Source organism: Glycomyces harbinensis, from assembly GCF_900101745.1.
In the GTDB taxonomy this organism is placed as follows: domain Bacteria; phylum Actinomycetota; class Actinomycetes; order Mycobacteriales; family Micromonosporaceae; genus Glycomyces; species Glycomyces harbinensis.
On the sequence record NZ_FNAD01000001.1, the window covers coordinates 206,036 to 219,979 of the forward strand.

The 13,944-nt window shown below is 71.1% G+C and carries 8 protein-coding genes and 1 pseudogene; 6 read left to right on the forward strand and 3 right to left on the reverse strand.

Annotated elements, in window-relative coordinates; all coding sequences use genetic code 11:
* Nucleotides 1-19: 19 nt before the first annotated feature.
* A pseudogene (locus BLQ63_RS00890) lies at nt 20-838 on the reverse strand (helix-turn-helix domain-containing protein); the annotation flags it as partial.
* Between the two features lie 144 nt (nt 839-982).
* On the opposite strand from BLQ63_RS00890, the gene BLQ63_RS00895 reads away from it, so the two are divergent.
* Nucleotides 983-2,017, forward strand: a complete 1,035-nt coding sequence (locus BLQ63_RS00895) for an SDR family oxidoreductase (protein ID WP_091027265.1) — start codon at nt 983-985, stop codon at nt 2,015-2,017.
* Here the strand turns inward: BLQ63_RS00895 and BLQ63_RS00900 are convergent.
* On the reverse strand, nt 2,007-2,978 hold the full coding sequence (locus BLQ63_RS00900; protein ID WP_091027266.1) for a helix-turn-helix transcriptional regulator: 972 nt from the start codon (nt 2,976-2,978) through the stop codon (nt 2,007-2,009). The two genes, BLQ63_RS00895 and BLQ63_RS00900, sit on opposite strands and share 11 nt — an antisense overlap.
* Nucleotides 2,979-3,079: 101 nt before the next feature.
* Between BLQ63_RS00900 and BLQ63_RS00905 the strand changes: the two genes are divergently transcribed.
* Nucleotides 3,080-3,493, forward strand: a complete 414-nt coding sequence (locus BLQ63_RS00905) for a VOC family protein (protein ID WP_091027267.1) — start codon at nt 3,080-3,082, stop codon at nt 3,491-3,493.
* Between the two features lie 184 nt (nt 3,494-3,677).
* Nucleotides 3,678-6,023 (forward strand): endo-1,4-beta-xylanase, encoded by a 2,346-nt coding sequence (locus tag BLQ63_RS00910; protein ID WP_091027268.1) that lies wholly within the window; start codon nt 3,678-3,680, stop codon nt 6,021-6,023.
* 170 nt (nt 6,024-6,193) lie between these two features.
* Here BLQ63_RS00910 and BLQ63_RS00915 read toward each other — a convergent pair whose 3' ends face one another.
* Entirely contained in the window at nt 6,194-8,911 is a 2,718-nt protein-coding gene (locus tag BLQ63_RS00915; RefSeq protein WP_091028522.1) for an exo-rhamnogalacturonan lyase family protein, read from the reverse strand.
* Nucleotides 8,912-9,313: 402 nt separating this feature from the next.
* Here BLQ63_RS00915 and BLQ63_RS00920 point away from each other — a divergent pair, with 402 nt between their 5' ends.
* The 3 genes from BLQ63_RS00920 to BLQ63_RS00930 all read left to right on the forward strand — a co-directional run bounded on the left by BLQ63_RS00920 (nt 9,314) and on the right by BLQ63_RS00930 (nt 13,922).
* Nucleotides 9,314-11,179 (forward strand): rhamnogalacturonan lyase family protein, encoded by a 1,866-nt coding sequence (locus BLQ63_RS00920; RefSeq protein WP_218124974.1) that lies wholly within the window; start codon nt 9,314-9,316, stop codon nt 11,177-11,179.
* Nucleotides 11,180-11,384: 205 nt separating this feature from the next.
* Nucleotides 11,385-12,677, forward strand: coding sequence for an ABC transporter substrate-binding protein (locus tag BLQ63_RS00925; protein ID WP_091027269.1), 1,293 nt, complete (start codon nt 11,385-11,387; stop codon nt 12,675-12,677).
* Between the two features lie 174 nt (nt 12,678-12,851).
* Nucleotides 12,852-13,922 carry a LacI family DNA-binding transcriptional regulator gene (locus BLQ63_RS00930; protein WP_091028529.1) on the forward strand — a complete coding sequence of 357 codons (1,071 nt, stop codon included), beginning with the start codon at nt 12,852-12,854 and terminating at the stop codon, nt 13,920-13,922.
* The last annotated feature ends 22 nt before the right edge of the window (nt 13,923-13,944 follow it).

A 13,944-nucleotide genomic window follows, 5' to 3' on the forward strand; every position in this document is an offset into this window, starting at 1 on the left:
GGCCGCTCGACCGCCGCACCGCGGGCTGCGAGGCCGACCCGAGCATCGCGAGCTTGTCGGCGCTGTCGGTGGCCGGTTCGGGGTGGTAGAGGACGAGCATCATCCCGTCGGTCCCGGTGACGAGGAGCTTCTCCCGGTGCAGCGTCACCGCGCCGACCTGCGGATGGTCGAACCGCACCGTGGCGCCGCGGCGCTCGCGCACGTCGTGGCGGGCCCACAGCCGGCGAAACAGCGGGCTCGCGAGCGACAGCTCCCCGATGAGCGCCGCGCACCGGGGATCGTCGGTGTCGGTGCCGATCGACTGGCGAAAGCCCGCCACGAGCCCGGCCGCGGCCGCCTTCCAATCGGTGAAGAGGGCCTGCTCGGCCGGGTCGAGGAACACGTCCCGGAGGCGGTTGCGTCCCGCCGCCAGGCACGGGGAGAGGGCCGTCGCGAGCGGCGTCGCGGCGAGGACGTCCAGGTACCGGCCCTCCACGAACGCCGGCAGCGGGAGCGTCGCGAGCAGGGTCCGCATCCCCTGCGGCACGGTCTCGGCCGGCCGCCGGCGGGGGCGCCGGGGCCGCTCCGCGGCGAGCCCGAGCAGATACGCGGTCGCGTCCTCGTCGAGCTCCAGCACGCGGGCCAGGGACCGGAGGACCTGCGGCGAGGGGTTGCGGTCGCGGCCCTGCTCAAGGCGCAGGTAGTACTCGACGCTGATGCCGGCGAGCATCGCGACCTCGGTGCGCCGCAGGCCGGGGACCCGGCGCACGCCGACGTCCGGGACGCCCGCCCGCGCGGGGTCGACGAGGTCGCGCCGGGCCCGGAGGAAATCGCCCAGCAGGTTCGGCTCGTCGGTCATGACCCCATCGTATGCAGCGGTCCGCGCCGGTGACTGTCCCTCTCACTACCACTGCCGCCAGGGGACTGGTGCGGACCGGCGCGGGCGCCGAACATGGACGTCGGCCGCACCGGCCACCGACGTCCACACAGGGAGACAGCGACCATGAACCAGCGGCGCGTGCTCGTCACCGGCGGGTCCGGCTTCATCGCCGGGCACTGCATCCTCCAACTGCTCGAACGGGGCTACCGGGTCCGGGCCACCGTGCGCTCGCCCGACCGCGAGCCCGCGGTGCGCGCGGTCCTGCGCGACGCCGGCATGGTGAACGGCGAGGCGCTGGAGTTCGCCGCCGTCGACCTCCTGCGCGACGCCGGATGGGCCGAGGCCGTGAGCGGATGCGACTTCGTGCTGCACGTGGCCTCCCCGGTCCGTCCGGGGCGCGTCGCGAACGAGGACGACCTCATCGTCCCCGCCCGTGAGGGCACGCTGCGCGTGCTGCGCGCCGCCCGCGACGGCGGCGTCCGGCGGGTCGTGCTCACCTCGGCGTTCCACGCCGCCGGCTGGGGCCACCCGCGCACCGACCGCGTCTTCACCGAGGACGACTGGACCGTGCTCGACGGCCCCGGCGTCGACGCCTACAGCAGGAGCAAGACCCTCGCCGAGCGTGCCGCATGGGATGTCATCGCGGCCGAAGGCGGTTCGACGGAACTGGCCGCGATCCTGCCGGTCGCGGTGATGGGGCCGGTGCTGGGCACGGCGGTCTCCGGCGCGAACCACGTCGTCCAGCGCCTGCTCGCCGGTCAGGTCCCGGCCTATCCGAACCTGTGGTTCCCGATCGTCGACGTGCGGGACGTGGCGGGCGCGCACCTGGCGGCGATGACCGCCCCGGCGGCCGCGGGCCAGCGGTTCCTCGTCTCCAGCGGGCCCGCGATCCCGATGCGCCAGATCGGGGCGCTCCTGAAAACGCACCTCGGAGACGCCGCGAAGCGGGTGCCCAGCCGGAGCATCCCCAGCGCCGCGGTCCGCATCGCCGCCAGGTTCTCGCCGCGGTTCCGGACCGTCGTGCCCGACCTCGACTACGCCAGGAAGATCGACAACGGCAAGGCCCGCCGCGTGCTCGACTGGGAGCCGCGCCCGTCCGAGGACGCCGTGGTCGCCGCGGCCGAGAGCATGATCGCGAAGTCGCTCGTCACGCCCTGAACCGTTCGGGCCCTTCGGCCGACCGCTGTGAGTCGCCCACCGCGGCGAACCGCCCGGCGAGCCTCGCGAACGCCGCGACGAGTTCGACCGGCCGCGCCGCCTCGATGTCGGCGTCGAACCTGGCGACCGAGGCGGCCACCGCCGGCCACGACCACGCCCCGGTCGTGAGCCGGCACCGGCCCGGCCCCAGGTCCTCGACCGTCCCCTCGCCCGCGAACGGCGCCACCGCCCCGGCGGGCGCCGCGAGGACCACCGACCCGGTGCAGGGCCAGGCGTCGGGCCCGTCCGACCCCTTGAACCTGGCGCGCACGAACGCGTGCACGTCGCCGCCGGGCACCTCCCTGGGCGTGAAGCGCGGCCCGTTCGGAGTGCGCAGCGCCATCCGGTCGACCCGGAACACGCGCCAGTCCTCCCGGTCGAGGTCCCATGCCACGAGGTACCAGCGCCCCTGGCGCACCAGCACGTGATGCGGCTGCGCCCGGCGCCGCTCCTCCTTGACGCCGTAGCGGAAACCGACCTCCTCGCGGGCCTGGACGGCCGCGCCGAGCTCCGCGATCACCGCCGCGTCCACCGGATCGCCCTGCGGTACGGCGCCGACCTGCACGGCGTCGACGCGGCGGCGCAGCCGGGCCGGCAGCACCTGGCGGACCGTCGCCAGCGCCCGCGCGGCGGACTCCTCGATCCCGGCCCCTGCCGCCGTCCGCAGCGCGATCGCCAGCGCCACCGCCTGCTCGTCGTCGAACAGCAGCGGCGGCAGGTCCGAGCCCGCCTCGAGCCGGTAGCCGCCGTACGGCCCCTTGACCGCGCTCACGCGGTACCCGAGTCCGCGCAGGCGGTCCACGTCGCGCCGCACGGTCCGCTCCGAGACCGCCAGGCGCTCGGCCAGCAGCCCGCCCGGCCAGTCCCGGCGCGTCTGGAGCAGCGACAAGAGCGTGAGCACGCGCGATGAGGTTCCCGTCATAGTCCCCATACTGCCAGCGGTAGCGGACACCAACTGTCCGCTACCGCTGCGAGAGTCGTCCCAAGCCCGGCGAAGGCCGCCGGGCGACCTGAGGAGCAGACATGAGCGTGAACACGACCCCGCACCTGAACTTCCGCGGCGACGCCCGCGCGGCGCTGGAGTTCTACCAGGCCGCGTTCGGCGGCGACCTGACCGTCATCACCTACGGCGACATGGGGGCCCCCGAGGATCCGGCCGAGGCCGCGAACGTGGTCTGGGGCCAGGTCTCGGCGCCGAACGGCTTCCGGGTGATGGCCTACGACGTGCCGGCCTCGCGGCCCTGGAGCCCGGGCGAGGACCCGTTCTTCGTCTCGGTCCGCGGCGACGACGCCGAGGAGATCGCCGCGGCCTGGAAGGGCCTGGCCGACGGCGCCGTGATCCTCCAGCCGCTGGAGCCGTCGCCGTGGGCGGCGCTCTACGGGATGCTCAAGGACCGCTTCGGCGTCACCTGGGTCCTGGACGTCCTCCCCGCCTGATCCGAGCGCCCGGCCGAGCGCGCCTCGGCCGGGCCGCCGGGCCCCGCGGAACATCGGTTCGCCTCAGTGATTGACAGGCGTTGATATCCCCCATACCATGGCACCACCCTCACCGGAAGTTTCAAAGAATCCCTGAAACTTCCGGAAGCCTGTTATCCCTCCTCCGCAACGGAGCCGCAGAACCATGAAACGTCAACCCCGCGAACGGCACCGGCGCCTGCGCGCGCTCGCCGCCGCAACCGGAGCCCTCCTCCTGCCCGCCGCGATCGGATTCGCCCAACCCGCCGCAGCCCAGGACGAGGGCACCGTCGTCTACACCTCCGACTTCGAGGACGGCGACGTCGGCGACTGGGCCCCCCGCGGCCCCGTCACCCTCACCGTCGAAGACGGCGCCCTCCTCACCGCCGGCCGCGCCGCCGACTGGCACGGCCCCTCGGTCGACATCACCGACCACATCGCCCCCGGCGGCACCTACGCCGTCAGCGTCAGCGTCCGCTTCGCCGAAGGCAGCGGCGGCGAGGTCCTCACTTCCACCGTCCAGCGCGAATCCGCCGCGGGCACCTCCTACGACAGCATCGTCTACCAGTCCGCCGTCGGCGCCGACTGGGTCGAGCTCACCGGGCAGTACAGCATCACCTCGCCCGCCGACAGCCTCACCTTCTACGTCGAATCACCCACAGTGGACGCGTCCTACTGGATCGACGACTTCACCATCACCGAACTCACCCCGCCCGGCATCGAACCGGACATCCCCTCGCTCAAGGACGTCCTCGCCGACGACTTCCTCATCGGCGCCGCCGTCGACGCCAGCGACCTCGTCGACCCCTCCGCGCAGCTGCTGAACAAGCACTTCAGCTCCATCACCGCCGAGAACCACATGAAGCCCGACGCGATCCAGCCGACCGAAGGCGAGTTCACCTTCGACGCCGCCGACGAACTCGTCGACCACGCCCAGGCCAACGACATGGCGATCTGGGGCCACACCTTCCTGTGGCACACGAGCCAGGTCCCCGAATGGTGGTTCCAGTACCCCGCGGGCCACCCGAACGCCGGCCAGCCCCTCGGCAGCTCCGACGAGGACCGCCAGATCATGATCGACCGCCTCGAAGCGCACATCGGCGCCATCGCCGAGCACTACGGCGACGACATGTGGGCCTGGGACGTCGTCAACGAGGTCATCAGCGACAACAACGCCGAGGTCTACCGCCACAGCCGCTGGTACGAGATCTTCGAAGGCCCCGAATACGTCTCGCACGCCTTCACCATCGCCCGCGAGCAGTTCGACGCCGTCGGCGCCACCGACGTGAAGCTCTTCATCAACGACTACGGCACCGACAACCCCGGCAAGCGCGACAACCTCTACAACCTCGTCGCCGACATGATCGCCGACGGCGTCCCCGTCGACGGCGTCGGCCACCAGACCCACATCAACCTCAACACCTCCATCGACCAGATCGAGGAGAGCATCGACAAGTTCGCCGGCCTCGGCGTGCTCCAGAGCGTCACCGAACTCGACGTCGCCATCGGCGCCCCCGGAGCAGGGGAGGAGTTCCCCCAGCTCGAAGCCCGGCTCATCGAGCAGGGGCACTACTTCCGCGACCTGTTCGCCATGTTCCGCGAGCACGCCGACGACCTCGAGTCCGTGACCCTCTGGGGCCTGCACGACGGCCGCTCCTGGCTCCGCAGCGAGGACCGTCCACTGGAGAGCCCCCTCGCGTTCAGCGACGCCCTCCAGTCCAAATGGGCCTACTGGGGCATCGTCGACCCGACCCGACTGCCCGACATCCCCGACGAGGAGGAACCCGACTACGCCCGCGTCCAAGTGCCCCTCGCCGACACCGCACCCGAGATCGACGGCCAGAAGGACGACGCCTGGGACGGGGCCGCCACCGTCGCGACCGACGTCAACGTCGAAGGCGCCGACGGCGCCAAGGCCGACGTCTCCCTCCTGTGGGACGAGGGCGCGGTCTACGCCCTCTTCGAGGTCACCGACCCCCAGCTCGACGAGAGCAGCGCCAACCCCTGGGAGCAGGACTCCGTCGAGGTCTTCCTCAACCCCGGCAACACCAAGTCCGGCGGCTACGACGACGCCGACGGCCAGTACCGCGTCAGCTTCACCAACGCGGTCTCCGTGGGCGGCAACGGACCCGAGGCCGGCGAGATCACCAGCGCCGCCGCGGCCACCGACACCGGCTACCGGGTCGAGATCGCGATCGCGCTGGCCGAGGGCCGAGGGGAGGTCGGCGCCGAGCACGGCCTGGAGCTCCAGGTCAACGACGGCACCGACGGCGTCCGCACCGCGGTCCACACCTGGTACGACCCGACCGGCCTGTCCTGGAACACCAACGCCAACTGGGGCATCGCCGAACTGGTCGAAGAGGTCGACGGCGGAGGCGGCGGCGGGCAGCTGCCGACCACCGGCGCCGCCCTCACCGCCGCGATCAGCGGGGCCGTGCTCCTGGCCGCCGCCGGCATCACGACCCTCATGGTGATGCGCCGCCGCCGCGCCGCCGCGAACTGGGGCGACTGATCCCGAGCTGATCGACGACGCATGAGGACGGGACCGCTCGCTTCGAGCGGTCCCGTCCCTCCCTTCTCGCGGGTCTACAAGGGCCCGTTGCGAAACCCCTCTCCGGTCCGCAACGGGCCCAGGGCGTGCCCGGGCACCGCGGATGCCGCGGTGCCCGAGCGCGCCCCGCCTCACTCGTCCGGCGCGAAGTCCCCGACGAGGTGCAGGATCTCGATCGCGGCCAGACCCCACTGGGCCATGTCGTTGGTGCCGCCGTTGGGCCACCACTCGATGGTGTTGAGGGTGCCCTCGACGGTCTCGGTCTCCCTGGGCGAGTAGTCCGGCGCGTCCGAGGCACCGCGGAACTTCGCCCACGCGAGCGCGGCCTGCGACTCGTCCCCGGTGCGCTGGTACACGAACGCGTTCGCGCGCGTGTAGGAGTACAGGAACAGGTCGCCGAACCTGCCGCCGTACTCGGCCTCCTGCTCCGCCCTGGTGGCGGTGTAGAAGCGGGAGTACTTGAGCCAGTCCGCCTCGAACGCCGGCATGTCGATCTGCTGGATCAACTCGGCGCAGATCTCGATGCGGCCGAAGGAGTTCGAGAGGTTGCTTCGCTCGGTGAACGGCTCGGCCTCGATCGCGTACCGGCCCGTGTCGATGTCGTAGTCCGCCGAGCCCTGCGCGAACCCGTGCGGCTGGGCGGCGATGGTCTCCATCGTGCCGAGCACCTTGTCGCGGCAGAACTCCCAGTCCGGGCCGCGCCGCTCCCACTCGGTCAGCCAGGCCGCCGCCAGTGCGGCCCAACTGGTCCCGAAGCCGATGTCCACCGAGTTCCGGTCGGGGTTCCACGGGTCCTCGGGGCTGCGGATCTTGCGGCCCGTGTCGAGCACGAGCGCGGTCTCCTCGCTGTTCGCCAGAGCGTGGAGCAGGTCGCCGGTGCGCTCGTCGGCGGTGAGGTAGTAGAAGTACCTGCGGTAGTTCGCGTTCGAGACGCGCACCTGCTTGGACGAGTCGCCCCAGTGCTGGACGCCGTGCCGCGTGCCGAGCCCCGCCCAGTCGCCGATGTGGTAGACGTTGACCTCGCTGGTCTTGCGGGTCATCGCCTCGGCGAAGCGGAAGACATCGGACCTGTTGGTGTGCAGGTACTGCATCCAGAACCACTGGTCGGGCGAGATCTCGGAGTTGTCCCAGGCGTAGCCGCCGACGTCGTAGCGCCAGACCTTGCGGTCGACGTCCTTGGAGTGCATGAAGTCGCCGAAGTCCCAGAAGCCGTACCAGTGCCGCTGGTCCTGCTCGGTCCGGTAGTGCTCGAACAGGAAGTCCAACGTGTCCTCGACATCGGCCTTGACCGGGTGCGACCGGTCGACCGGTCCGAAGAGCCCGCCGAAGGCGCCGGCCGCGCTCATGTGCTCGGCGGGCGCGATGACCTGCGGCTGCGCGCGGACCACGTCGGCCATGGCGCCCAGGCGCTCCGCGTTCGGCGTCGCCTCGGTGACCCAGAACTGGAGTTCGGAGGTGCGGGCGACGCCGTAGGGCGTCCCGAAGCCCGGTTCGTAGTCCTCGTAGGTGATCTCGAGGGCGTCGAGCTGCTCGGGATAGGTGTCCTGGCCGAGGCCGTCGTGGTAGAACCGGGTGTCCATCGGCTGCGCCTCGGGCGACCACAGCCACACGGTCACCGTCGCCTCGTCGGTGTGGGCGCCGCGGATGTCGAGGCCGGTGGGGTGGCGCTGCCAGAAGTCCTTCATGCCGAAGCCGAACCCGCCCGAGGGCCCGCCGACGTAGGCGAAGCCGGAGGCGCGGCGGCCCTGGTCGACCGGCACCCAGCCGTGGCCCTCCTTGGTGCGCTTCTTGATCGCGAAGCCCTCGGAGTTGAGCTGCGCGAGGGAGTAGTCGCCCCAGGCCGGGATCCAGTGCAGGCGCGTGGTGACGCGCTGGTCCCATGTGGCCGGATCGGGGAGCGCCTGCCCGGCGATCTGCGCGTCCCGAACGGCCGCACCGGGATCGCGGCGCAGGCCGGTGATGCCCTTGACCGCCTCGGTGAGCTGCCCGTGCCCTTCGCCGACGAACCGCACGTGCCGGTCGTACAGCTCGTCGGTCAAAGCGACCTTGAAGCGCACGCCGAGCCCGGCGATGAAGGCGTCCTCGCCGTCGGAGTCGTAGACGAAGGTGTGCACCATCCGGAACGACTCGCCGCCGGCGTAGAAGTACAGGCGGACGGTGAACGGCAGCCAGGACTTGTTGCGGCCCTGGGTCTTGCGGTGATTGCCGGTCACCTTCAGCACGGCCCGGACGGGCCCGTCCTGCTCGACGACGACCTCCTCGACCTCGGAGACGTACCGGTCGCGCGAGACCGACCCGGTCTCGGGGTCGGGGGCCTCGTCCTGGGTGATGTTGACCAGGTGGCCCGCCTTGACGAGGGTGCGGTCGCCGCGCTTGACGTGCTTGACGAGATCGGTGCCGGACTTGGCGATCCGGGCGGTGATGACGCCCGTCGAGACGTCGAAGTGCTTGCGCGACTCCGAGACCGAGACGGCGAACGCCGGTGCCGCCGGCGCTCCCGCCTCGAGCGTGAACGCCTCGGCCCTGGCCGCGGGTCCGACGGCGTGCCCGGTCCACTTCAGGGACCCGTCCGGCCAGTACGCGAGGGGCCACGTCTGGACCGGCACGGCGGCGCCGTCCTCGGCGGTGAGCTTGAACTGCTGGTCTTCCGGAAAGCGGCCCTGACCCCAGGGGACGCCCCAGGTCGAGCCGGGGGACTCGGCGGGGGCGCCTTCGAGCCAGGACAGCCGGACCGACTCGGGTCCGGGATCGGCGGCCGTCTCGGCCTGGGCCCCGGCGGGGGAGCCGTCGAGGAGCGCGGCCGCGGCGGCGACGCCCGCACCGGTGGCCAGGACGCTCCGGCGACGGATGCCGCCGCCGGGCGTCGCAGGGGGTGCTTCGAGGGATGAATGCTGAAGGGACGGAGCGGTTTCGAGTTCCGCCGAAGGGTCGGACACGGGTCCTCCAAGGGGTCCGGGAATGGTTCCGGATTAAATCGTTTTAACTTCTAGGGGCTTCAATATAGTCATGTGTCGATCGAGGGTCAACATCTTCCTGTGAAAATTGAGGTCACGGACGACAATCCCCAGGTAGACATCATGGAGCCCATCCTTGCCATCCACAACCATCTATGTTTAGATGCGTGATACGGCGCGTCGCCGCATTCGGGACGGCGGCGCCGGCCGCTGGGGTTTCGCAGAGTTAAGCGCTTGCGGGCCGTACCGCGGTTAGAACGATTCAACCTTCAGTTCAACGGCATATCTGGAGCATCAGTGAAAACGTTTACGAAACCGCCGGTCTTCGCGGCCGTCGTCGGCCTCCTGGCCGGCGTCGCCGCGTTCGCCGTCAGCACCTCGTCCGCGCACGCGGAGCCCGACGATCCGGCCGTCGCGAACCAGGAGGTCGAGGCGCAGCAGACCGCCCGGCCGATGGAGGACCTCGGCCGCGGCGTCGTCGCCGTGCGGGCGAGCTCCTCGAGCGTGCTCGTCAGCTGGCGCCTCCTCGGCCTCGACCCCTCGGGCGTCGGGTTCAACGTGTACCGGTCCGCGAACGGCGGCACCTGGACCAAGCTCAACGGCTCGGTCCTCACCGGCGGCACGAACTACACCGACTCGTCCGCGAACCTCTCCCAGGCCAACGCCTACCGGGTCGCCCCCGTCGTCAACGGCTCCGAGCAGGCCCCGAGCGACGCTTTCACCCTGAGCGCCAACCACGCCGAGGAGCCGGTCGTCCGCATCCCGCTGCGCGACGGCGGCGCCGTCAAGTTCACCTGGACCGGCGATCTGAACGGCGACGGCGAGTACGACTACGTCGTCGACCGCCAGACCTCGCCCCAGTCCATCGAGGCCTACACCGGCGACGGCGAGTTCCTGTGGGAGGTCGACCTGGGCCCCAACAGCACCAACCAGGACAACATCGAGCCCGGTTCGGCCACCGTCGACGTCGGCCACAACGACGGCGTGACCGTGTACGACTTCAACGGCGACGGCTTCGCCGAGGTCGCCCTCAAGATCGCCGACGGCGTCACCTTCGGCGACGGGCAGACCTGGACGCACTCGGACGACGACAGGCAGTGGCTCGCCATCCTCGACGGCCGGACCGGCGCCCTGCGCAACTACTCGGCCATTCCGACCGACTACCTCGCGGACGGCCCGCTGGCCGCGCGCTTCGGCGTCGGGTACCTCGACGGCGTCACGCCGAGCCTGGTGGCGTTCATGAAGAACCGCAAGGACGACGGGTCCTTCAACCTCGTGATCGCCGCCTGGAACTGGAGCGGCACCAATCTGACCCAGAAATGGAAGTGGCTGCGCGGCAACACCAACGCGCCCGACGGCCACAACACCCGCATCATCGACGTGAACGGCGACGGCAGGGACGAGGTCGCCGAGATCGGCTTCGTCCTCAACGGCGACGGCACCCTCCGCTACTCCCTCGCGAGCCAGGGGATCATCCACGGCGACCGGTTCCACATCGCCGACATCGACCCGTCCCGGCCGGGCCTCGAAGGCTATGGCGTGCAGCAGAACAACCCCTCCGGCCTGCGCGAGTACTACTACGACGCCTCGACCGGGCAGATGATCTGGAAGCACACCCTCTCCGGCACCGCCGACGTCGGCCGCGGCATGGCCGGGGACGTCGACCCGAACCACCCGGGCATGGAGGTCTGGTCCTTCGACGGGCTCTACAACGCCGCGGGCAACCGGCTCACCGAACCGGACACCAGCCTGCGGCCCTGGCCGCAGCTGGGCCTGTGGTGGGACGGCGACGTCACGATGGAGCTGCTCAACGCCGGCAAGATCGAGGAGTGGGACCCGGCGAACCCGCGCCCGACCGGGAGCCTGCCCCGCCTGGAGTCCACCTGGAACTACGGCGCGGTCACCGCCGCGCAGAGCGGCCCCACGCTCGTCGGCGACCTGTTCGGCGACTGGCGCGAAGAGGTCGTCTACACCAACGCCGCCTACGACGAGCTGGTCGTCTTCACCACCGACCGGCCCTCGAGCACCCGGCTGTACACCCTCGCCCACAACCCGGCCTACCGCAACGCCATGACCCTGCACGGCTACATGCAGTCCCACCACGTCGACTACTTCCTCGGCGCGGGCATGAGCACCCCGCCCCGGCCCGCCATCACCTACTGAACCCCGCCGTCCCGCCCGGCACCCCGGGCGGGACGGCCCCCGCAGCCCGATCCGAACGATCACGGCACGGCGCTTGACAGGTTTGGAAAGCGCGTTCTAAGGTGTCGGCACGGATGTTAAAACGATTTAAGTTTCTCGATTCCGAGCCGGTCGGCACCCCGACCCGACGGCCCGGGACCCCTCGCCGCAAAGGAGCGCACAAGCCATGACCCCCTTCCCGATCCGCCGCCGGAGCGTTTTGACCGGTGCCGCGGCCGCCGCCGCCCTCGGAGCGACCGCCGCGTGCGGCGACGACGGCGGCGCGGCAGGCACCGCCGACGACCCGATCGAGATCAGCTTCGAATGGTGGGGCGACGACGCGCGCGCCGAACTCACCAAAGAGGCCATCGCCCTCTTCGAGTCCAAGAACGAGGGCATCAAGGTCCAGGCGAACTTCGCCGACTACGCCGCCCACTGGGAGGGCCTGACCGGCCGCATGGCCTCCCGCGACCTGCCCGACGTCTTCCAGATGGACTACCCGCGCCTGCGCCAGTTCGCCGCCAGCGGGATGCTCCTGCCCCTCGAGGGCGTCGTGGACACCGACGACTTCCGCGGCGGCCTCCTCGACTGCGGCCGCGTCGACGACCAGCTCGTGGCCGTCCCCGTCGCCGGCAACACCCTCGGCCTGATCTACCGCGCCGACATCTTCGAGGCCAACGGCGTCGCCGTGCCCGAGGCCGGCTACACCTGGGACGACTACGTCGCCCTCCTCACCGACCTGCGCGGCAAACTCGACGAGGGCTCCTGGGGCGGCGAGGACTGGGCCCGCTCCTACCTGTTCATGGAGATGTGGATCCGCCAGCAGGGCGGCGTCTTCTACTCCGAGGGCGCCGACGCCCTCGGCTTCACCAAGGACCAGCTCGTCGCGTACTGGAACACGTGCGCCCCGCTCATCGAGCAGGACCTCGTCCCCGACGGCGAGGAGATGGCCGCCTTCGCCACCGACGGCATGGCCGAAGGCGTGATCGCCTCCGAGATCCGCTGGGACAGCGCCATCACCGGGTTCCTGCCCACCGTCCAGGAGCAGGGCGGGCAGCTCGCCCTCACCGCCCCGCCGACCACCGACCCCGCCAACCTCGGCATCTACCTCAAACCCTCGATGCAGCTGGTGGTCTCCGGGACCACGGAGTACCCCGAGGCCTGCGCGAAGTTCATCGACTTCTTCCTCGGCGACCCCGAGGCCGTCGCGATCCTCGGCACCAACCGCGGCATCCCCGCCAAGACCGCGAGCATCGACGCCATCGAGCTCGACGAGGCCTCCCAGGCCGTGCTCGACTACGAGGCGAGCGTCGCCGACTTCATCCAGCCGGCCCCGCCCGTCCCGCCGTCCGCCGCCGGGGCCATCGAGGCGAAGTACATGGAGATCTACGAGCAGGTCCAGTACGCCGCCATGACGCCCGCCGACGCCGCGGACCTGTTCTTCACCGAGGCCGAGACCCTCTTCGCCTCCGAGCAGTGACCGAACGTCCGAGGGGCGACCCCCCGTCGCCCCTCGGCCGTTCACTCCCGTTGGCCCCCAAGTGTTTCGGGCCGACCGACCCGCGACCCGCCCCGGACTTGACACCCCCGCCGCGGCCGTGAATCATTGTTTCAGTAACCGTTTGTACGACGAATTTCAACAGAGGTGGATGCGGTGGCCCGAAAGGCAGCCAAGATCGGGGACGGCCCGCGCCACACCACGATCCGCGAGGTGGCCGAGCTGGCGGGCGTCTCCGTCGCCACCGTCTCGCGCATCCTCTCGGGGACCTACCCGGCCGCGCCCGCGACCCGCGCCAAGGTCATGCGCGCGGTCGAGGAACTCGACTACGTCGCCAACCACCACGCCCGCGCGCTCCAGGGCACCACCCGGGGGAGCATCGCCATCATCGTCAACTCGGTGATCTCCCCGCACTACGCCCATGTGGCCCAAGGCGTCCAGACCCAGGCCGCCGAGGACAACCGCCTCTGCCAGATCGGCACCACCGGCGGCGAGGCCGAACGCGAACTGGCCATGGTCCAGTTCATGCGCGAGCAGCACCCCGAGGCGGTGATCCTGGTCGGCAACGTGGCCGCCGACGAGGAGTACCGGGCCCGCATGAGCCGCTACGCGCACGCGCTCGCCGCGATCGGCTCCCGGCTCGTGCTCTGCGGCCGCCCGCCCCTGGGCCCCGACGTGCCCGCCATCGTCGTCGAGTACGACAACACCGGCGGCGCGTTCGCCGCCACCAGCCACCTGCTCTCGGGCGGCCACAAGCGCATCCTGTTCCTGGGCCGGCGCACCGGCTACACGACCGCCGACGCCCGCATCGACGGCTACCGCAAGGCCCTCGCCGCACACGGCGTCGAACACGACCCGCACCTGGAGGTCGACGGCACCTTCGAGCGGTTCGAGGGCTACCGGATGATGAAGGAGCGCCTGGCCTCCGGGGCCCCGGACTTCACCGCCGTGTTCGCCGCCAACGACCAGATCGCCGCCGGCGCCAGGCAGGCGCTGGTCGAGACCGGCCTGCGCATCCCCGAGGACGTCTCCATGGTCGGCTTCGACGACCTGCCGCCCGCGATGGACATCGACCTCACCACGGTCTCCCTCCCGCACGAGGAGCTGGGGCGCATCGCCGTGCGCCTCGCCCTGCAGCACGCGCGGATGGGCGGCGCGCCGCCGCACACCGTCCTCGGCACCCACCTGGTCATTCGCGGCTCGGTGCGCCCGCTCCTGCCGATCTGACCGGTGTTCGGGCCCTCGCCGC

What these genes read in the sequence shown, in the direction of transcription:
- BLQ63_RS00910 (WP_091027268.1), top strand. Translation starts at nt 3,678, where the DNA reads ATGAAACGTCAACCCCGCGAACGGCACCGGCGCCTGCGCGCGCTCGCC.
- BLQ63_RS00900 (WP_091027266.1), bottom strand. Translation starts at nt 2,978, where the DNA reads ATGACGGGAACCTCATCGCGCGTGCTCACGCTCTTGTCGCTGCTCCAG.
- BLQ63_RS00895 (WP_091027265.1), top strand. Translation starts at nt 983, where the DNA reads ATGAACCAGCGGCGCGTGCTCGTCACCGGCGGGTCCGGCTTCATCGCC.
- BLQ63_RS00925 (WP_091027269.1), top strand. Translation starts at nt 11,385, where the DNA reads ATGACCCCCTTCCCGATCCGCCGCCGGAGCGTTTTGACCGGTGCCGCG.
- BLQ63_RS00905 (WP_091027267.1), top strand. Translation starts at nt 3,080, where the DNA reads ATGAGCGTGAACACGACCCCGCACCTGAACTTCCGCGGCGACGCCCGC.